General features: G+C 70.3%; 22 protein-coding genes. 9 read left to right on the plus strand and 13 right to left on the minus strand.

Annotation, left to right across the window (positions count from 1 at the left end; genetic code table 11):
• Positions 1 to 6: 6 nt before the first annotated feature.
• The gene (locus IFT51_RS03725) at positions 7 to 828 is read left to right on the plus strand and encodes an ornithine carbamoyltransferase (protein ID WP_192059367.1); all 822 of its coding nucleotides are present in this window, start codon (positions 7 to 9) and stop codon (positions 826 to 828) included.
• A gap of 208 nt (positions 829 to 1,036) precedes the next feature.
• The gene (locus IFT51_RS03730; RefSeq protein WP_192059369.1) at positions 1,037 to 1,558 is read left to right on the plus strand and encodes a hypothetical protein; all 522 of its coding nucleotides are present in this window, start codon (positions 1,037 to 1,039) and stop codon (positions 1,556 to 1,558) included.
• Between the two features lie 43 nt (positions 1,559 to 1,601).
• On the opposite strand, the gene IFT51_RS03735 is transcribed toward IFT51_RS03730, so the two are convergent.
• The 6 genes from IFT51_RS03735 to IFT51_RS03760 form a co-directional block, all read right to left on the minus strand.
• Entirely contained in the window at positions 1,602 to 2,351 is a 750-nt protein-coding gene (locus IFT51_RS03735; RefSeq protein ID WP_256415616.1) for an NADPH-dependent F420 reductase, read from the minus strand.
• A gap of 12 nt (positions 2,352 to 2,363) precedes the next feature.
• Positions 2,364 to 2,978, minus strand: coding sequence for a TetR/AcrR family transcriptional regulator (locus IFT51_RS03740; protein WP_192059373.1), 615 nt, complete (start codon positions 2,976 to 2,978; stop codon positions 2,364 to 2,366).
• Positions 2,979 to 3,135: 157 nt separating this feature from the next.
• Entirely contained in the window at positions 3,136 to 4,161 is a 1,026-nt protein-coding gene (locus IFT51_RS03745) for an LD-carboxypeptidase (protein WP_192059375.1), read from the minus strand.
• 145 nt (positions 4,162 to 4,306) lie between these two features.
• On the minus strand, positions 4,307 to 4,609 hold the full coding sequence (locus tag IFT51_RS03750) for a putative quinol monooxygenase (protein WP_192059378.1): 303 nt from the start codon (positions 4,607 to 4,609) through the stop codon (positions 4,307 to 4,309).
• Positions 4,610 to 4,629: 20 nt separating this feature from the next.
• Positions 4,630 to 4,929 (minus strand): transcriptional regulator, encoded by a 300-nt coding sequence (locus IFT51_RS03755; protein WP_192059380.1) that lies wholly within the window; start codon positions 4,927 to 4,929, stop codon positions 4,630 to 4,632.
• Positions 4,926 to 5,369: a chemotaxis protein CheY gene (locus IFT51_RS03760; protein ID WP_192059382.1), complete on the minus strand. Its 444-nt coding sequence runs from the start codon at positions 5,367 to 5,369 to the stop codon at positions 4,926 to 4,928. The genes IFT51_RS03755 and IFT51_RS03760 overlap by 4 nt, the downstream gene beginning before the upstream one ends.
• 189 nt (positions 5,370 to 5,558) lie before the next feature.
• On the opposite strand from IFT51_RS03760, the gene IFT51_RS15520 reads away from it, so the two are divergent.
• Genes IFT51_RS15520 through kdpC form a run of 5 tightly spaced genes read left to right on the plus strand, consistent with a single transcriptional unit; the run spans position 5,559 to position 10,250 of the window.
• Positions 5,559 to 5,699, plus strand: coding sequence for a hypothetical protein (locus IFT51_RS15520; RefSeq protein ID WP_192059384.1), 141 nt, complete (start codon positions 5,559 to 5,561; stop codon positions 5,697 to 5,699).
• On the plus strand, positions 5,696 to 5,785 hold the full coding sequence (gene kdpF, locus IFT51_RS15525) for a K(+)-transporting ATPase subunit F (protein ID WP_071257733.1): 90 nt from the start codon (positions 5,696 to 5,698) through the stop codon (positions 5,783 to 5,785). Before IFT51_RS15520 ends, kdpF begins: the two co-directional genes overlap by 4 nt.
• A complete protein-coding gene (kdpA, locus tag IFT51_RS03775) occupies positions 5,785 to 7,458 on the plus strand; it encodes a potassium-transporting ATPase subunit KdpA (RefSeq protein ID WP_192059386.1) in 1,674 nt (557 codons plus the stop codon). The genes kdpF and kdpA overlap by 1 nt, the downstream gene beginning before the upstream one ends.
• Before the next feature lie 2 nt (positions 7,459 to 7,460).
• Positions 7,461 to 9,617 carry a potassium-transporting ATPase subunit KdpB gene (kdpB, locus tag IFT51_RS03780; protein WP_192059387.1) on the plus strand — a complete coding sequence of 719 codons (2,157 nt, stop codon included), beginning with the start codon at positions 7,461 to 7,463 and terminating at the stop codon, positions 9,615 to 9,617.
• A 27-nt stretch (positions 9,618 to 9,644) separates the two neighbouring features.
• Positions 9,645 to 10,250, plus strand: coding sequence for a potassium-transporting ATPase subunit KdpC (gene kdpC, locus IFT51_RS03785; RefSeq protein WP_192059390.1), 606 nt, complete (start codon positions 9,645 to 9,647; stop codon positions 10,248 to 10,250).
• 151 nt (positions 10,251 to 10,401) lie between these two features.
• Here the strand turns inward: kdpC and IFT51_RS03790 are convergent, their stop codons facing one another.
• A complete protein-coding gene (locus IFT51_RS03790) occupies positions 10,402 to 11,349 on the minus strand; it encodes a nuclear transport factor 2 family protein (protein WP_371740672.1) in 948 nt (315 codons plus the stop codon).
• 90 nt (positions 11,350 to 11,439) lie between these two features.
• Between IFT51_RS03790 and IFT51_RS03795 the strand changes: the two genes are divergently transcribed.
• Complete coding sequence (locus tag IFT51_RS03795) at positions 11,440 to 11,832, plus strand: helix-turn-helix domain-containing protein (RefSeq protein WP_192059394.1); 393 nt, start codon at positions 11,440 to 11,442, stop codon at positions 11,830 to 11,832.
• Between the two features lie 19 nt (positions 11,833 to 11,851).
• Here the strand turns inward: IFT51_RS03795 and IFT51_RS03800 are convergent, their stop codons facing one another.
• Together IFT51_RS03800 and IFT51_RS03805 are read right to left on the minus strand one after the other, a co-directional pair.
• On the minus strand, positions 11,852 to 12,796 hold the full coding sequence (locus IFT51_RS03800; RefSeq protein WP_192059395.1) for an SDR family NAD(P)-dependent oxidoreductase: 945 nt from the start codon (positions 12,794 to 12,796) through the stop codon (positions 11,852 to 11,854).
• Positions 12,793 to 13,590 (minus strand): SDR family NAD(P)-dependent oxidoreductase, encoded by a 798-nt coding sequence (locus tag IFT51_RS03805; RefSeq protein WP_192059397.1) that lies wholly within the window; start codon positions 13,588 to 13,590, stop codon positions 12,793 to 12,795. The genes IFT51_RS03800 and IFT51_RS03805 overlap by 4 nt, the downstream gene beginning before the upstream one ends.
• Positions 13,591 to 13,645: 55 nt before the next feature.
• Between IFT51_RS03805 and IFT51_RS15530 the strand changes: the two genes are divergently transcribed.
• The gene (locus tag IFT51_RS15530; protein ID WP_192059399.1) at positions 13,646 to 14,251 is read left to right on the plus strand and encodes a TetR/AcrR family transcriptional regulator; all 606 of its coding nucleotides are present in this window, start codon (positions 13,646 to 13,648) and stop codon (positions 14,249 to 14,251) included.
• 73 nt (positions 14,252 to 14,324) lie between these two features.
• Here IFT51_RS15530 and IFT51_RS03815 read toward each other — a convergent pair whose 3' ends face one another.
• The 4 genes from IFT51_RS03815 to IFT51_RS03830 form a co-directional block, all read right to left on the minus strand.
• Positions 14,325 to 14,825 carry a GNAT family N-acetyltransferase gene (locus tag IFT51_RS03815; protein ID WP_192059401.1) on the minus strand — a complete coding sequence of 167 codons (501 nt, stop codon included), beginning with the start codon at positions 14,823 to 14,825 and terminating at the stop codon, positions 14,325 to 14,327.
• A gap of 144 nt (positions 14,826 to 14,969) precedes the next feature.
• Complete coding sequence (locus IFT51_RS03820) at positions 14,970 to 15,446, minus strand: GNAT family N-acetyltransferase (RefSeq protein WP_192059403.1); 477 nt, start codon at positions 15,444 to 15,446, stop codon at positions 14,970 to 14,972.
• Between the two features lie 21 nt (positions 15,447 to 15,467).
• The gene (gene allB, locus IFT51_RS03825) at positions 15,468 to 16,859 is read right to left on the minus strand and encodes an allantoinase AllB (RefSeq protein ID WP_192059405.1); all 1,392 of its coding nucleotides are present in this window, start codon (positions 16,857 to 16,859) and stop codon (positions 15,468 to 15,470) included.
• Positions 16,852 to 17,655, minus strand: coding sequence for a YoaK family protein (locus IFT51_RS03830; protein WP_371740673.1), 804 nt, complete (start codon positions 17,653 to 17,655; stop codon positions 16,852 to 16,854). The genes allB and IFT51_RS03830 overlap by 8 nt, the downstream gene beginning before the upstream one ends.
• Positions 17,656 to 17,766 lie beyond the last annotated feature (111 nt).

The following is a 17,766-nucleotide window of genomic DNA, read 5'->3' on the forward strand; positions in this document are numbered from 1 at the left end:
GGTTGCATGCGTTCTCTCACCAAGCTCGACGAGTGGTCTGCGGCAGACGTCCTCCAGGTGTTCGCTCTGGCGGATGCGTACAGCGAGGGCCGTGGGCCGGTCAAGGAGGGGGCGGCGGTCATGTTCTTTCCGCCGAGCAGTCTGCGGACGAGAGCCACGTTCGAGCGCGGGGCGTCGCTGATGGGGCTCCAGCCGATCGTTCTCCCCGACACCACGCTCGACAAGCCGGAGTCTCTGGCCGATGTCGCCCGGTATCTGGACGCCTGGGTCGACATCACCGTGGCTCGGCACCCCGACCTCTCCGTCATCGAGGGCCTGGCGGTGGCTCACGCGCTGCCCGTCGTGAACGCGATGACCGACGTCAACCACCCATGCGAGGTGCTCTCCGACCTGTACTCCCTGCGCCGCAGGGGCGACATCTCAGAGCTCCGCTTCCTCTTCGTCGGCGCCGACGGCAACATCGCCAGGGCATGGCAGGAGGCCGCGAGGGTGCTGCAGTTGGATCTCATCCAGTGCTGCCCGGCTGAGCTCGCGACCCCGGGCGCTCTCTGGACGGATGACCTGGAAGCGGCCATCAGATCAGCGGACGTCGTCCTCACCGACGGTCCCGGGTCTCACGCCGAGCTCCTCGAGTCCTATCGGGTCACTGGGGCCCTTCTCGACCTCGCGCCGGCAGGGGTCCGCTTCGCTCCGTGCCCGCCGTTCGTACGCGGCCGGGAGGTGAGCGCCGACGCCGTGTCGCACGCGGCCTTCGTCGGTCACGCGTTCAAGGCGCCGCTCCTCCCTGTGCAGCAGGCGGTCATGGCATTCTGCCTCGACCTCGGATGACGACGCCCGCCGGGCCCGGGACTGAGTCGCGCGCGGAGCGCATCGGCGGTCGATCGTCCGCCCGGTTCCCGACGGACAGGGCTGTACGGTGCTCGGTCGCACCGGGTACCGTGTGGCGCTCACCGTCGAGAGGAACCGCATGTCCGCATCGCGTCCGTCCCGCAGGAGCCGGCTCACCGTCCTGTCTCTCCGAGCGGCAGCGGCTGCCGTGACGGCCGTCGCGGCGGGGCTCACGACCGCGTGCACGACGAGCGACGACGACAGAGGGGCGAGCTCCCCGCCGACGAGCTCCGCATCTGCTTCTGCGTCTGCAGGCGGTTCCGAGGCTGACGCAGACGGGGCGGAAGAGGATCTGGACGAGTTGCCGCTACCTCGTGAAGACATCTCCGACTGGGCGGCCGGCGCACTCCCCGCGCCCGGTGCAGCAGAGCGGTTGGTGAATCAGAGCGGCTGGCTCAGCGACGGCACCTCGTCTCAGCTGACCGTGTCCGCACCCGAGGAGCCCGCTGGTCGATACGCGGTCGATGTGGCGTGCCTGGGTAGCGGGACGATCACGGTCCGCCTGCAGGAACCCGAGGACCCCGCGGCTCCCGGCTCCCCGGATGCGACATGCTCGGACGAGACGATCAGCTTCGAATACGACAGCACCCCGGATGCACCGCGTGTCAGTCTCGGCCTCTCCGGTGACCCGACCGTCTACGCCGTGGCCATCGCTCCCGTCGAGGGGTGACCGCTGCTGCACGGACACCGATCCGCCACGGAATCAGTCCGAGTCAGAACTGACGTGCGGCGACGTCCGGCCGCGTCGACGCGGCCAGCAGCTCACGGAGGCGGTCCGCGGTGACGGGGGCCCCGGGATCGGACAGATAGTCCGCAATGAACCCGTCGAGGTCGGCGGCGTAGATGGGCGTGTACGCCCCCGACTCGGGCTCTGCTCGCCACGATTCGGCCAGCGTCCCCCCGTCGACCGGCTCGAAGCCCAGGTCGTCGACGATCGCCGAGACCCGCTTCTTGGCATGATCCTCGTCGCCGTAGACCGCGAGGGCGGTGCGGGGAGTGGAGCGGGCCAGGGCGGGGATGTGGTGGAACAGGATGTTGTTGAAGGCCTTGGTCACGACGGCCCCGGGCAGCAGCTCGCGCTCCAACTCGGCGGTGTTGACCTCGAGCGAATCGAGGCGCGCGATCCGGCCGTCCCGGTGCGGGTAGTAGTTGCCCGTCGAGAGGACGGTCCTGCCGGAGAACGCCTCGCCAGGGAGCACCTCATACGCGCCGAGTGGCACGGCCAGGACCGGCACCTCGCCGAACTCGATGGCTTCGCGGCTGTCGCCGGCCTGCGCCTGGGTACCTAGTTCGTCGATCAGGCCACGCAGCGACTCCGGGCCTCGTGAGTTCGCGATCAGCACCTCGTAGCCGGCGGCGACGGCCAACCGGGCGATGCCGCTTCCGATGGCTCCGCTGCCGATGATTCCGATGCGCTTCATGTCTATCTCCTTCGTGTCGTGGTCGGTGCTGATGATGGGCAGGCGAACGTGCTGTCAGTCGCGGGGTCGCGCGGGCCGAGGAGGTTCCGGTGCCGCCCATCCCGTCCGTGTCAGAGCGGAGAGCGCCGCAGCCGAGGCATGGTCGGCGAGAGCGGCACCCTGCACCCAGCTCGTCGCCAGTGCGGCGAGGAACAGGTCACGTGGGCGGATGTCGCTGCGCGCCAGACCATCTCGTTGGGCCGCCTCGAGGAACTCCGCCGTGGTCGTCACGAACCCCTCGCAGGTCGTGGCGAGGGGTGATGCACTCGTCGTGGTCGCCTCCCGCAGAGGTTCAGGGAGGCCCTCGAACGCCCCAGCCCACATGACGACGGCTTCGAGCCAGCCGTCGAGCGCCTCGGCGGTGCTGACGGACTCTGATCGCAGGCGCTCGCGTCGAGCTATCAGCTCGTCGTCGCGGCCGGCCAGCAAAGCGGCCAGCAGTGCCTCGCGAGTCGGGAAATGACGGTAGAGCGTGCCCGCGCCGACACCTGCCTGCTTCGCGATCGCGTCCAGTGAGCCGCCGACTCCGTGCTCGGCGAAGTGCCTCTCGGCCGTCCCCAGGATGAGATCCCGGTTGCGTCGTGCATCAGCTCTGGGCTCGCGGGCCCTCGTGCTCACGTCACCGACCATGGAGATCCTCTGCTCTGACCGGAGACCTTCTCCGCATACATAAGGAGACTATCTCCGTTTGCTGAGGATGCACAAGATCGACTCCGAAGAGTGCCGCCGGTGCATGATCGGAAGGGGTCGTCTCCGGCCGACAGGTAGGTGATCGTCGACCGACGCCTCAGGCTGTCAGGTGCTGCGTGATGCTGCCCTGCCCGTCGACGAGGGCGACGTCGGCGAGAGCGCCGTTGACCAGCGGCATCTGCGGGGGCTGATGGCCGGTGTCGAAATCGAGGATGACGGGGATGTCGACGTCTCCCAGAGCTCGTCGCACGGCATCTTCCTGAGTCAGTTCCGAGCTGTCCGGGCCGTTCGTGCGCCCGATCAAGACGCCCTCGGCGGCGTCGAACCATCCGGCCAGCCGAAGGGATCGGAGCATGCGCAGTACGGCGACCGAGTCGGAGCCCGCGGCCTCCAGGTAGACGAGGGTTCCTTCTGGGGCGTGTTCGAGGGCGAAACGGGGCACGTCTCCGTAGGGTGTACCCGCCAGGAGCGACACGGTCTCGAGGCATCCGCCGATGAGTCGCCCGCTCATGCTGACGTCATCCTCACCGTCGAGCGTGCGCCATCTGGTCGGGGTCTCGTACGCGCGGTCTCGATCGAGGGGCTCTTCGCTCCAGGCGGCCCAGGGGCGTGAGCGGCGACGCGGTGCGCTGCGTTGCTCGAACGAGCTCCCGGCCGGCATGCTCGCGACGTCCGTCCAGCGGTGGAATTCCGTCGGCAACTCCCATGGCTCGTCCATGAGGTTCGCACCGTGCATCGTCGCCAGCCCGGTGAGGGTGGTCAACGGCAGGAGCAGGGTGGAGATGTCCGACCAGCCGACGAACCAGGTCCGGGTCGACGCGAGGGCCGCCCAGTCGATGCCGTCGAGCAGCTCGACGGCCAGTTCACCTCCCCAGGGAGGCAGCACCGTGTCGCCGGAGCGGAAAGAGTCGTGGAGATCCACGATGCGATCGCCAGCGGATGCGGGAACGAGTCCGCCGATGGTGGCGTGATCCCGGACGTGCACATCGAGACCGCGGTCGGTCAGCGAGGCCACCGCTGCACGGAGACGCTCGTGGAGTTCGTCGGGGACCCCCATCGAAGGAGCGGGCACTTCGATGCGTCCTCCCGCCCGGAGCGGCGTGGGGTACGTGATGCCGGCCATCCGTCGACGCTAGCAAGGCGAAGAACGGATTCGGCGTCACGGCAGGTTCCGGAGCGAGCTCACGATGGCGCGGGCTCTCTAGAGTCGGCAGCCGGCGCCCGCGCCCGCGCCCCGCCCGACGGCCGAGCGGGGAGCGTACGCCGATCTAGTCGCTGAGGGGCGATCCCACGACGGTGAAGCGGTGACCGCCGAAGGTGCCGTCGAGCAGGGGGCGGGCTCTGGCGATCGCGTCCTGCACCTGGGGGAGGGCGAGGGAGGCGCGGTGCGCCTCCGCCGAGTCCCAGAGCTCGACGACGAAGACGGTGTCGGGCTGATCGTCGTCCACCCCGACCTCGTAGGCCCGGCATCCGGCGCCCGTGAGGCTCTCGTTGTGCTCGGTGAGGAGGGCGACGAGTTCATCGCGCTTTCCGGGTGCGGCCCCGAGGGTGCCCACGTTCACGAAGGTCATGTCGCGAGGCTACCGCGGGCTCAGCCGGCGGCGATCTCGCGCAGCGTCGCCAGGTGGGCCGCCCACGCCGTGCGGCCCTCGGCCGTGAGCTTGAGGGAGGTCCGTGGTCGCTTGCCGACGAACCCCTTCTTGACCTGCACGTAGCCGGCCGCCTCGAGCACGCTGACCTGCTTGCTGAGCGTCGAGTCGCTGACCTGCACGGCATCGCGGAGGTCGGCGAAGTCGAGCTGGTCCGCTGCCGCGAGGGCCGCTGTCATCGAGAAGCGCACGGGCTGGTGCAGGGTGTCCGACAGCCGGAGGCGCGGGTGCTGCTCGCTCATCGCCGAGCCGCCTTCGCCTCGTACGTCGCCGCACCCACGGAGAGTGCGAGCAGCGCGAGGGCGAGCAGGCTCGAGGCCAGCAGCGCCTCGCCCTGGGAGGTCGAGACGACGAGCATCGCGACGAGGTAGACCGCGAAGATGACGCCCATGTAGAGGCCCCATCGTCGCCCGAACCCGTTCTTGTGCGAGCGGAGGAACGCGAGCTGGAACGCGATGATCACCGCGATCCAGACGACGAGAGCGAGCATCGCGATCAGGTAGTTCGTGCCGGAGGTGAGACCCATGGCGAGGGTGCCGAGCGACAGGGTCGACCCGAGGGCCAGCAGCACGGCGACAGCGGGCCAGCTGGCGGTCGAGGTCGCCTGACGGCCGGTCGCATCGGCGTCGGCGAGGAGGCGGCGGGCCTCGTCGGGTGTGGGGAGGGATGTGCTGTTCGTCATGGTGCTGATCCTCTCTGGGTGGGTGTTCGTGTTCTCATCATAGAAAGTACTTTCCAACGTTGCAAGTACTTTCTTACGAGACCGCGACGCTGTCCGGCCGTGTGGTCTCCGTGAGGAACACCTGTTTTCGCGTGAGGAACCCGTAAGGGCCGTCCGAGACGGCCGCATCCCGGTGTCTACTGACTCGCTGTGCCCACGACGGGCACCGGGTCCTGGTGGCCCGTCGATCCTTCTCTTGGAGTCGTAGTGCTCGACATCGTGTACGTGCTCGCCGTCATCGCTGTGTTCGCAGTGGTGTCCCTCGTGGCGAAGGGGGTCGAGAAGCTGTGATCGTCTTCAGCATCGGTGCGGCCGTACTGGCCGTCGCCGCGCTCGCCTACCTCGTGTACGCGCTCGTGAAGCCCGAGCGGTTCTGATGGACACCCTCTTCGGCATCCTCCAGATCCTGACCGTCGTCGTCGTCCTGGTCGTCGTGTACCGCCCCCTCGGCGACTACATGGCCCGCCTCTTCACCACCGCGAAGGACTCTCGCGTCGAACGCGGCTTCTACCGCCTGATCGGCGTCGACTCCGCCTCCGAGCAGACGTGGCCCGCCTACCTGCGCGGTGTCCTCGCCTTCTCGCTGGTCGGCGTGCTCTTCGTCTACGCGATCCAGCGCCTCCAGGCGTTCCTGCCGTACTCGCTCGGCTTCCCCGCCGTGCCCGAGGGGCTGTCCTTCAACACCGCCGCCTCCTTCGTCACGAACACCAACTGGCAGTCGTACTCGCCCGACACGACCCTCGGGTACGCGGTCCAGCTCGGCGGTCTCGCCGTCCAGAACTTCGTCTCGGCGGCCGTCGGCATCGTGGTCGCCGTGGCCGTCATCCGCGGGCTCGCCCGCGCGAAGAGCGGCACGCTCGGCAACTTCTGGGTCGACCTGACCCGCACGCTCGTCCGCCTCCTGCTTCCCCTGGCCGTCGTCGCGGCCGTCGTGCTCGTCGCGGGCGGGGTCGTCCAGAACTTCGCCGGGTTCACCGACGTCACGACCCTGACCGGGGGGACCGCGACGATCCCCGGCGGGCCGGTCGCCTCGCAGGAGGCGATCAAGATGCTCGGCACGAACGGCGGCGGCTTCTTCAACGCCAACAGCTCGCACCCCTTCGAGAACCCCGCGCCCTGGACGAGCGTGTTCGAGATCCTGATGATGCTCGTCATCCCGTTCTCGCTGCCGCGCACCTTCGGCCGCATGGTCGGCTCGACGAAGCAGGGCGTCGCGATCGCGGCGGTCATGATGACGATCTTCGCCGTCTCGCTCAGCGCCATGACCTGGTTCGAGCTCCGCGGTGCCGGCACCGCGACCCAGCTCGCCGGCGGCGCGATGGAGGGGAAGGAGGCGCGGTTCGGCATCTGGGGGTCGACCCTCTTCGGTTCCACCTCGACCCTCACCTCGACCGGTGCCGTCAACTCGATGCACGACTCGTACACCGCTCTCGGCGGCATGATGCCGATGATCAACATGATGCTCGGCGAGATCGCCCCCGGCGGCGTCGGATCGGGTCTCTACGGGATGCTCGTGCTCGCCGTCATCACGGTGTTCATCGCGGGTCTGCTCGTCGGCCGCACGCCGGAGTACCTCGGCAAGAAGATCGGGCCGCGCGAGATCAAGCTCGCCAGCCTGTACATCCTCGTCACGCCGACCATCGTGCTCGCCTTCACCGCGCTGAGCTTCGCGATCCCCGCGGTCCGCGCCGACGTCGAGGGCACGTCGATCTGGAACCCCGGCCTGCACGGCTTCAGCGAGGTCCTCTACGCCTTCACCTCGGCCGCGAACAACAACGGCTCGGCCTTCGCCGGCCTCACCGCGAACACCCCCTGGTTCAACACGACCCTCGGCGTCGCCATGCTGCTCGGCCGGTTCCTGCCGATCGTGCTCGTGCTCGCCCTCGCCGGCTCGTTCGCCGCGCAGGACAGGATCCCCGCGACCGCCGGGACCCTCCCCACCCACCGCCCGCAGTTCGTGGGCCTGCTCACCGGCGTCTCCGTGATCATCACCGCGCTGACCTACTTCCCCGTCCTCGCACTGGGACCGCTCGCTGAAGGGCTGCAGTAACCATGTCCACCATCACCGACACACCCGCCACCGTCGATCACGACCAGGAGGCTGCTCCGACGGACCGCGGCGGCGCCTTCAGCGCCGCCCAGCTCGTCGCGGCGCTGCCCGGCGCCCTGCGCAAGCTGGACCCCCGCGAGATGTGGCACAACCCGGTCATGTTCATCGTCGAGGTGGGCGCCGCCTACACGACGATCCTCGCGATCGCGGGTCTGTTCACCGGTCCGCAGTCCTCCGGCGGGTCGCCCGTCCCCGGCTCCTTCACCTGGGCCATCGCGATCTGGCTCTGGCTGACCGTCGTCTTCGCCAACCTCGCCGAGTCCGTCGCCGAGGGGCGCGGCAAGGCGCAGGCCGAGACCCTCAAGGCGACTCGCACCAGCACCACCGCCCAGCGCGTCCTCTCGTACGACGCGACGTCCGACGCCGGTGCCGAGCGCGCCTCCTCGGAGTCCGTGTCATCCGCCGACCTCACGCTCGGCGACACGGTCGTCGTGACCGCCGGCGAGCTGATCCCGGGCGACGGCGACATCGTCTGGGGCATCGCCAGCGTCGACGAGTCGGCGATCACGGGCGAGTCCGCCCCGGTGATCCGCGAGTCGGGCGGCGACCGCAGCGCCGTCACCGGCGGCACCCGCGTGCTGTCCGACCGGGTCGTCGTGCGCATCACGAGCAAGCCGGGCGAGACCTTCGTCGACCGGATGATCCGCCTCGTCGAGGGCGCCTCCCGACAGAAGACGCCCAACGAGATCGCGCTGAACATCCTGCTCGCGAGCCTCTCGATCGTCTTCGTCGTCGTGACCCTGACGCTGAACCCGATCGCCGGGTACAGCGACGCCTCCGTCAGCATCCCGGTGCTGATCGCCCTGCTGGTCTGCCTCATCCCGACGACGATCGGCGCGCTGCTGAGCGCGATCGGCATCGCCGGCATGGACCGCCTCGTGCAGCGCAACGTGCTCGCCATGTCGGGGCGCGCGGTCGAGGCGGCAGGCGACGTGACGACGCTGCTGCTCGACAAGACCGGCACCATCACCTACGGCAACCGGCAGGCCGCCGAGTTCACGCCCCTCGACGGCATCGCGCGGGCCGAGCTCGTCGACGCCGCGGCGCGGTCCTCCCTCGCCGACCCGACGCCCGAGGGCAAGTCGATCGTCGACCTCGCCCTGACGACGGGCTGGCTCGACGCCGGCGGTCAGGAGGGCGAGATCGTGCCGTTCACCGCGCAGACCCGGATGTCGGGGCTCGATCTGCCCGACGGCACCCGGATCCGCAAGGGCGCCGGCAACTCGATCATCTCGTGGGTCGAGGAGGATCGCCGCCTCGCCTCGAGCGAGCACGACGAGCTCCAGGCCCGAATCGACGAGATCTCGAACGCCGGCGGCACACCGCTGGTGGTCGCGATGAAGACGACCACGGCCGATGCCCGTGTGCTGGGCGTGGTCTACCTGAAGGACGTCGTCAAGACCGGCCTGCGCGAGCGCTTCGCCGAGCTGCGGTCCATGGGCATCCGCACCGTGATGATCACGGGCGACAACCCGCTCACGGCCAAGGCGATCGCGGCCGAGGCCGGTGTCGACGACTACCTCGCCGAGGCCACCCCCGAGGACAAGCTCGCGCTGATCCGCCGGGAGCAGGAAGGAGGCGCGCTCGTCGCCATGACCGGCGACGGCACCAACGACGCCCCCGCGCTGGCCCAGGCCGACGTCGGCGTCGCCATGAACACCGGCACGTCGGCCGCCAAGGAGGCCGGCAACATGGTCGACCTCGACAGCGACCCGACGAAGCTGATCGACATCGTCCGGATCGGCAAGCAGCTGCTCATCACCCGCGGCGCCCTCACCACGTTCTCGATCGCCAACGACATCGCGAAGTACTTCGCGATCATCCCGGCCATGTTCGCCGGGGTGTTCCCCGGGCTCGGGCTGCTCAACCTCATGCAGCTCAGCTCGCCGGCCTCCGCGATCCTGTCGGCGATCGTCTTCAACGCGCTGGTCATCGTCGTGCTCATCCCGCTCGCCCTGCGGGGCGTGAAGTACCGCGCAGCGTCGGCCTCGTCGATCCTGTCGCGCAACCTCCTCGTCTACGGACTCGGCGGCGTCGTCGCCCCGTTCGTCGGCATCAAGCTCATCGACCTCGTCGTCAGCGTCATCCCCGGCTTCTAGCCGGCGACCGGAACCGGGAAAGAGACCATGAACACACGCACCCTCCTCCGCCAGCACGGCGTCGCCCTCCGCGCGATGCTCGTCTTCACCCTCGTGCTCGGCGTGGCCTACACGGCCGTCATCACCGGCGTCGGACAGCTCGCCCTCGGCGGCAAGGCCGACGGATCCGCCGTCGCGCTCGACGGCGAGACCGTCGGCTCGTCCCTGATCGGGCAGTCGTTCACCGACGCCGACGGGGCCGCCCTGCCGGAGTGGTTCCAGTCACGGCCCTCCGCAGCGGGCGACGGCTACGACGCCTCCGCCTCGAGCGGCAGCAACTACGGACCCGAGAACGAGGACCTCATCGCCGCGATCGACGAACGCCGTGCCGCGATCGCCGCGAGCGACGGCGTCGCCCCGGAGGACGTCCCCGTCGACGCGCTCACCGCCTCCTCGTCCGGGCTCGACCCGCACATCAGCCCGGAGTACGCGCAAATCCAGATCGAACGCGTCGCCGCGGCGCGCGATCTGCCCTTGGCGGACGTCGAGGCCCTGGTGGCGGAGCACACCCGGGGCCGCGACCTCGGCTACCTCGGCGAGCCCACCGTGAACGTGCTCGAGCTGAACACGGCCCTGGCCGCGACGTCACGCTGACGCCGTCGAGCGGAGCGGCTCCGTCGAGCGGGGCGGCTCCGTCGAGCGGGGCGATGCCGGGTGCCGCCCGGTGCCGCCCCGAAAGGCGATCCCGCCGCCTGCGACCCCGCCGACGACGACTTCGCTGCTCGGGGTGGCGGCCCTCCGGCCGCTAGTTGGTGGGGACCACATCCCAGTGCTCGCGGATGAGTCCGCCGTCGACGCGGAACAGGTCGGCTGCGAGCAGCGGGTCGCCGGGCTTCGCGCCGACCGCCTGGGAGAAGGTCCAGACGATGTCGCCGTCGGAGAGCGAGATGACGGACTGCTGCGCCGGGAACTGCGCACCGCTGCCGAACAGTTGCTTCAGCGCTGCCGTCCCGTTCGGAGCGACCGGGTTGTGCTGCAGGTACGCGGGGTCGAAGGCCCGGTCGAGGATCGAGGCGTCCTGGTCGCGGAACAGCGTGTCGTACGCCGACACCGCGAGGATGCGGTTGCGTTCCTCCTGACGTTCCGACGGTGCGGCGGTCGGACGTGCCGGTCGGTACAGATCGCTGAACATGGTGTTCGTGTTCCCGCTCGCCGGTGTGCCGGTCGGAACGGGCTGCTCGAGCGACCAGTGCTCGACGATCCGGCCGTGCTGGAGGCGGAACAGATCGACGGCGGCGTCATCGCTCCGTTCGTCGCGGGGGTCCGACGTGATCTGCCAGTGCACCGCGACGAGGTCGCCGTCGGCGGCGACCCGCTTGATCACCGCCTGGGCACCGGGGACGCGGGTGCGGTCCGCCGCGAAGTGGGCCAGGAGTCCTTCGGGCCCCGCGGCGGTCGCTGCTCCCCGGGCGACCGCGCTCGGCGAGACGAACCGAGCCGCGAGCTGCTGGGACGACCTGCTGTCGGGGTCGCTGAAGGTCTTAGTGAGGAGCATCCGGACGACGCAGGCGTTGCGCTGTTCGGTGCGGGTGTCCTGTCTGTCTGCGGCGACCGTCACGGTCGCCTTCGGCTGGGCCCCGGGAGCAGCGGCTGCCGGCGTCGCGACGACGAGCCCGGAGAGGAGGGCGACTCCGGCGAGGACGGCCGTGCCGCGGGTGAGGCGGGCACGACGGGCGGTGGAGATGGTGGGCACGAGTACTCCTTCGATGGTGAGCGATCGGGATCGCAGCATCGCAGAGAACTCTCCCCAGCGGAGGTACGCACTTTTTTGTAAGTTGCTTACATGGATGTCGGAATCGTGGAAGCGCCTGCACCGCCCGCGCACGGTCGGGACGCCCCGGCGCGCTTCCCTGCGGCGTGTCCTTCGCGAGTCGTGCTCACACATGTCACGAGCCGGTGGGGAGTGCTCGTGCTCCTGGCGCTCGAGCAGGGCGGCATGCGGTGGGGCGAACTGCGGCGCACGATCGAGGGGATCAGCGAGAAGATGCTCGCCTCCACCTTGCGGACGCTGGAGCACGACGGGATCGTGAACCGGGTCGCCCAGCCCACGATCCCGCCCCGGGTGGACTACTCGCTCACCGAGAGCGGCGCCGAACTGGCCGCGCGACTCGTCCCCCTCATGGACTGGATCGTCGAGCACGCCGACACGATCGTCGACCGATCCTCCGACGACTGACACCCGCCGCCACCGACCTCTAGCCGATCAGAGCCTCGGACTCCGACCAGAGGCGCCGGGCCGCGTCGGGGTCGAGGGCGTGACGCACGACGCCGTGGATCCCGTCGACGATGTCGTCGACGACGTCCGCCGGGCCGCAGTCCTCCCAGTACGCCGGGGCGCCGACACCGAGCTCCGCTCGAGTGGCGACGAACACCGACGTCGCGGCGCCCTGCTCGACCGTCTTGACGCCGTCGGAGTAGCGGACCTTCATCTCGGCCAGAACCGCGGGGTCCCAGTGGCGTTGCAGCCCGGTCCAGATCCCCCCGGGCATCACCGCCGCGGCCGTTATGCCGTCGTCGCGCCACCTGCGCGTGGCCTCGATGCCGAAGAGCACGTTCGCCGTCTTGGACTGCCCGTAGGCCAGCCCCGAGTCGTACGGGGTGCGGCGGAAGTGCATGTCGTCGAAGCGGATCCCGCTCGCACCGTGGCCGCTCGACGACAAGGAGACGATGCGCGCTCCGTCGGCGCTGGCCAGCGGCCCGTGAAGACCCGTCGCCAGGGCGAAGTGCCCGAGGTGGTTGACGCCGAAGTGCCATTCGTGCCCCCTGGCGGTGCGCCGCTCGGGGACGTGCATGACGCCGGCGTTGGCCACCAGCAGGTGCAGAGGCCCCGACCAGGCCCCGGACAACCGCTTCACGGAGTCGAGGTCGGCGAGATCGAGCTCCAGCACGCGGAGGTCCGCTGCGGGGTTCCGTGCCCTGATCTCGTCGGCCGTGCTCCGGCCGGCCTCGACATCACGGACCGCGAGGACGACCGTGGCACCGGCCTCGGCGAGAGCCCGCACCGTCTCGACGCCGATGCCCGAGCTGGCGCCGGTGACCAGGGCGTTCCGCCCATGCAGATCGATCCCCTCGATCACATCGTGGGCGGTCGAGGACTCCCCGAACCTCGGGGTGTCCGGGTCGGCCGGGTCGACGGTCATGCGAGTCGAGTCGCGGTGATGCCGCCGTCGACGTCGACGGTGCTGCCGTGCACGAACACCGCCTCGTCCGAGACGAGCCAGCGCACCGCGAAGGCGACGTCGACGGGGCGGACGGGTCGGCCCGCGACGGTGCCCGCCGTCATCGCCGCGAGGACGTCGGCGCTCTCGGCGTTGCCGGGTGTGCTCGTCGCGCCGGGGGCCACGGTCGTGACGCCCACGCCGGAGGGTCCGAACTCGGCCGACCAGGTGCGGGTCATCTGCTCGAGGGCGGCCTTCGAGGCGGTGTAGGCGGCGCCGAAGGGGACCCCGACGCGAGACATCCACGAGCCGATGTTGACGATCGCACCTCCGCCGCGCGCGACCATCGCGGGGGCGAGGGCGGCGACGAGGATGTGCGGCGCACGGACGTTGACCGCCAGCACGGCGTCGAGATCGGCGTCGGCGAGGTCGGCGGTGGGGCCCGCGGGGTAGATGCCGGCGTTGTTGACGATGACGTCGACGCGCCCGCCGAGAGCGGACTCGGCTTCTGCGGCGATGCGGCGCACCTCCGACGCGCTTCCGCCGAGGTCGCCGACGACGGCGTGGGCGCGCCCGCCCGCATCGGTGATGACGCGCACGACGGCGTCGGCGCGGTCGGCATCGCGCCCGTTCACGACGACCTCGGCTCCGGAGGCGGCGAGCACGCGGGCGATCGCCTCGCCGATGCCGCTGGTCGAGCCGGTGACCAGGGCGGTCCTGCCGGCGAGGCGGGAATCGACGGCCAGGGTCTGCAGTTCTTCTTCATTGGACTTCATGGTCCATTACTAGCACACGAATGGACTGAATGGTCCAAGAGAGTAGGATCGCCGAGTGGACGAGACGAAGCTCACCGAGCGCGGCAGGGCGACCCGGCAACGGATCATCGAGGCGACGGGGGAGCAGATCCTCGCATCGGGCATCGGCGGGACGACCCTCGACACCGTCCGGGCCGCGACGCTGACGAGCAAGAGTCAGCTGTTCCACTACTTCCCCGGCGGCAAAGCCGAGCTGGTGCGCGAGGTCGCGGCGTGGGAGGGCGCCCAGCTGCTCGAAGCGCAGCAGCCGCACATCGACGACCTCGGCTCGTGGCAGTCGTGGATCGCCTGGCGGCAGGCCCTCGTCGACTACTACCTCGGCCTCGGTCGATGGGCGTGTCCGATCGGATCACTCGCGACGCAGGCGGCCATGACCGACCCCGAGCTCGAACGGGTCATCGCCGAGAGCATGGGCGCGTGGCGCGACCTGCTCGCCGCGGGAGTCCGCAAGATGCAGTCGACGGGTGACGTCGACGCGGACGCCGACCCCGACCGCATCGCCATGGTGATCCTCGCCGCGGTGCAGGGCGGTCTCGTGATGAGTCAGCCGCTGCGCTCGTCCTGGCCGCTCGAGGCGGCACTCGACTCGGCGCTCGACCCGCTGCACCACGTGCGCGTCTGACCTCCGGATCGGCCCGTCCGTCCGGTCGTCCTGCTGCGGCGCGGACGGTCCCGGGATCGCCGCCGAGACGCGTTCACAGCGTCATGCCGAGCACCCTGCGCACGGCGACGGGTCCGCCGTGGTCGTCCTCTCGTCGAGTCATCCCGATCTTCTGCGCGACCCTCTCGGAGGCGGTGTTGTCGGGATGGATGATCGCGACGAGTTCGGTGGCGTCGAGCTCGACACGGGCGAAGTCCCGGCAGGCGGCTGCCGCCTCCGTCGCGTAGCCCCGTCCTTGAAGCGTCGCGCGCACGTGGTAGCCGACTTCGAGCATCGGGACGCCGTTGACGTCCTGCCAGGTCAGCCCGCAGTCGCCGACGAACAGCCCTGCATGCGTCTCGACGATCCAGAGACCGAAGCCGTGCGCGGCGTAGTTGTCCTCGTTCCAGGCGATCCATCGCGCCGCATCGTCGCGACTCTTCGGTGCCGGGTAGAACTCCATGACCCTCGGGTCTCCGAGCAGATCAGCCATGTCGTCGAGGTCGGCTCGGGTCATCTCGCGGAATCGGAGCCGCGTGGAGGGGGCGGGAAGCATCCCCGCACCGTATCGCGCGCGGCGACGATGTCGCGGTGGCCGGAGCTGACCGGACCTGCAGGAGGCGCGGTCCGGGTTCTCCGGGCCCGCGCCTCCTGGTCGATCGTCAGCTCGACACGACGGTCGTCGCCGACGCCTTCAGGGTCAGACGAGGCTCAGCAGCATCGTGTCCGAGTCGCCGTTCCGCCCGACGACCCGGAATCCCGCCCGCTCGTACAGACGTCGTGCGCCGTTGCCGTCCTCGACGCTCAGGCTGATGCCGGGGAGGCCCCGGGCCGACGCCAGGGCGATCAGCTCCGAGAGCAGGTCGCGCCCGAGGCCCTGGCCACGGAATCCCTGGAAGGTCGTCAGGCTCAGTTCCGGAGTGTCGGCATCGACGAATCCGTAGCCGGGGTCGTCCTCCGGCAGGAAGACGACCCAGCCGACGGCCCGTGCGACGTCCCCGTCGAAGTCGACGAGCCCGAAGTCGCCTTCTGCGGGGAAGCCCGTGTAGTAATGCGCGATCTCGTCGGTGGCGTCCAGGTCGTCGAAGGTGAACCGGGTCGTGTTCCAGTTCATGTTCGCGAGGGTCGCTTCCCGGAGGAGCGCCCGGTCGGCGTGCGTGAGAGGTCGGCGGGTCATGCCTCGACGGTACGCCGGGCGTCAGCTCCGGCGGAGCAGACGGGCAGGAGGCGCGTCGGAGTCCACGATGGCGCCCGCCACCCAGGTCCCCGCGACGGCGCCCATCAGCGACGCGCCGTCGAACGCCGACACCGGGTTGCGGTGCCGCAGCGCCGACGCGTCGACCGTGAACGGCGTCTCGGGTGCGAAGGCGACGAGGTCCGCCGCCCCGCCGACGGTGATCGAGCCCTTCGAGGCAGCAACCGCACTGAGCCCGACGAGCGCGGCCGTCCCCGACGACATCCAGCCGACCACCGTCTCGAGCGCGATGCCCCGGGCCCGAGCACCCGTCCACACCGCCCGGAAGCTCACCTCGAGGCCGGCGATGCCGCCCCAGGCGAGGTCGAACGAGCCGTCGCCGGCGAACTTCAACGCCGCCGTCGAGGGGGAGTGGTCGGATGCGACGATGTCGATCGTGCCGTCGGTCAGCGCCTCCCAGAGCAGTTCGCGGTTGTGCTCGTCGCGGATCGGCGGGCAGCACTTGTACTGCGTCTCGCCGTCGCCGATCGAGCCCGCGTCGAAGGTCAGGTAGTGCGGGCACGTCTCGACCGTCAATCGCAGACCCTCGGCCTTGGCCGCCCGGATCGCCGGCAGCGCCGACGCTGACGACAGGTGCAGCACGTGCGCCCGGCCACCGGTCTCGCGCAGCGCCTCGATCACGTGGTCGATGGCGGTCTGCTCGACCGCCTCGGGGCGCGACCGGACGAAGTCGTCGTACACCGCGCCTCCTGCGGTGATCTCGAGCGAGGCCGCGGCGGCGTCGAGCTGCCCAGGGTCCTCTGCGTGGACGATCAGCAGACCGTCGAAGGCCGTCAGCTCGCGCAGGGCCTCGAACAGCTGCGATGTCGACAGGTGCGGGAACTCGTCGACGCCCGACGGAGAGAGGAACGCCTTGAAGCCGAACACCCCGGCCTCGTGCAGCGCTCGCAGATCGCCGGTGCCGAGGTTCGACGGGATGACGCCGCCCCAGAAGCCGACGTCGACGACCGACTGCGCGGCAGCGGCGGCACGCTTCAGATCGAGCGCCTCGACCGTCACCGTCGGCGGGATGCTGTTCAGCGGCATGTCGACGATCGTCGTCACGCCGCCGGCCGCGGCGGCGCGGGTGGCGGACGCGAAACCCTCCCACTCGGTGCGACCGGGCTCGTTGACGTGCACGTGGGTGTCGACCATGCCGGGCAGCAGCACCTGATCGGGCGGCAGCAGACGGTCGTCGTCGACGCCGGTCGTGGTGAAGGGCGCATCGACGGGACCGATCGCGGCGACGACGCCGTCGCGCACGGCCACCGCGGCAGCCCGCCAAGCGCCGTCGACGAGCACCCGCTCGGCGCGCAGCACGAGATCGAAGGGAGCGGAGGCGAGCGGCTCAGGCACGGGTGCCCTCCGCGGTCGGGGCGACCCGCGCCTCCTCGACGGCGGTCCCGGGCGAGGCGGTCTCGGCCGCGGCGGTCTCGGCAGCCGCAGCGGCCTCCGCCTCCTCCGCCTCGAGCTCCTTGCGGCGCTTCCGCAGCAGGTGCCCGGCGAGGGCGACCAGCAGCGTCAGCCCGCCGGCCGCGCCCATGCCGATGCCGATGTGCACCTGCAGCAGCAGGGCCCCGACCCCCGCGCCGATCAGGATCATCAGCACCGCGAGCACCCGCCGCGGGAAGTTCTTGCCCGTGCCGCCGGCCAGCTTCGACTCCGATGCGAGACCCACGATGGTCGACGTGACGACGACGGTGGTGACGTCGGCGACTGCGAGCTTGCGCGCCGCCGCGGCCTGCAGACCCATCGCCGCACCGAGCAGCCCGGTGATGGTGAACGCCCACGGCGACCCCTCGACCGGCAGCACGACGAAGCACGACACCCCGAGGCCGAACAGCACCGTGCCGGTCACCGAGAACGCGATCGTGCTGCGACCCGACCAGCCCGCGCGAGCCGAGCGCAGCATCGCCCCGCCGATCGCCGCGCCGATCATGAACGCGACGAGCGCGACGATCGGGCCCACGATCGGCAGCCCGTCGGCCTGCGCGATCGCCATGCCGAGGATGACCACGTTGCCGGTCATGTTCGCCGTGAACACGCGGTCGAGACCGAGGTAGCCGACGGCGTCGATGATGCCCGTCGTGAACGTCAGCGCGAGCATCATGAACAGGTGCATGCGCGCCTGATCGGCACGGAACTTCTTCACGGGGGTCCTTTCGTCACGGCACGGTGGTCCGATTCTTCCAGCCGAGGAGGCGCGGGTCGGCATGATCCGCCCGTCGCGCGGGTCGGACGCCGGGCTCGAGCCCTGTGGGGG

The sequence above is a fragment of the Frigoribacterium sp. CFBP 13712 genome, assembly GCF_014842255.1.
Lineage (GTDB): Bacteria > Actinomycetota > Actinomycetes > Actinomycetales > Microbacteriaceae > Frigoribacterium.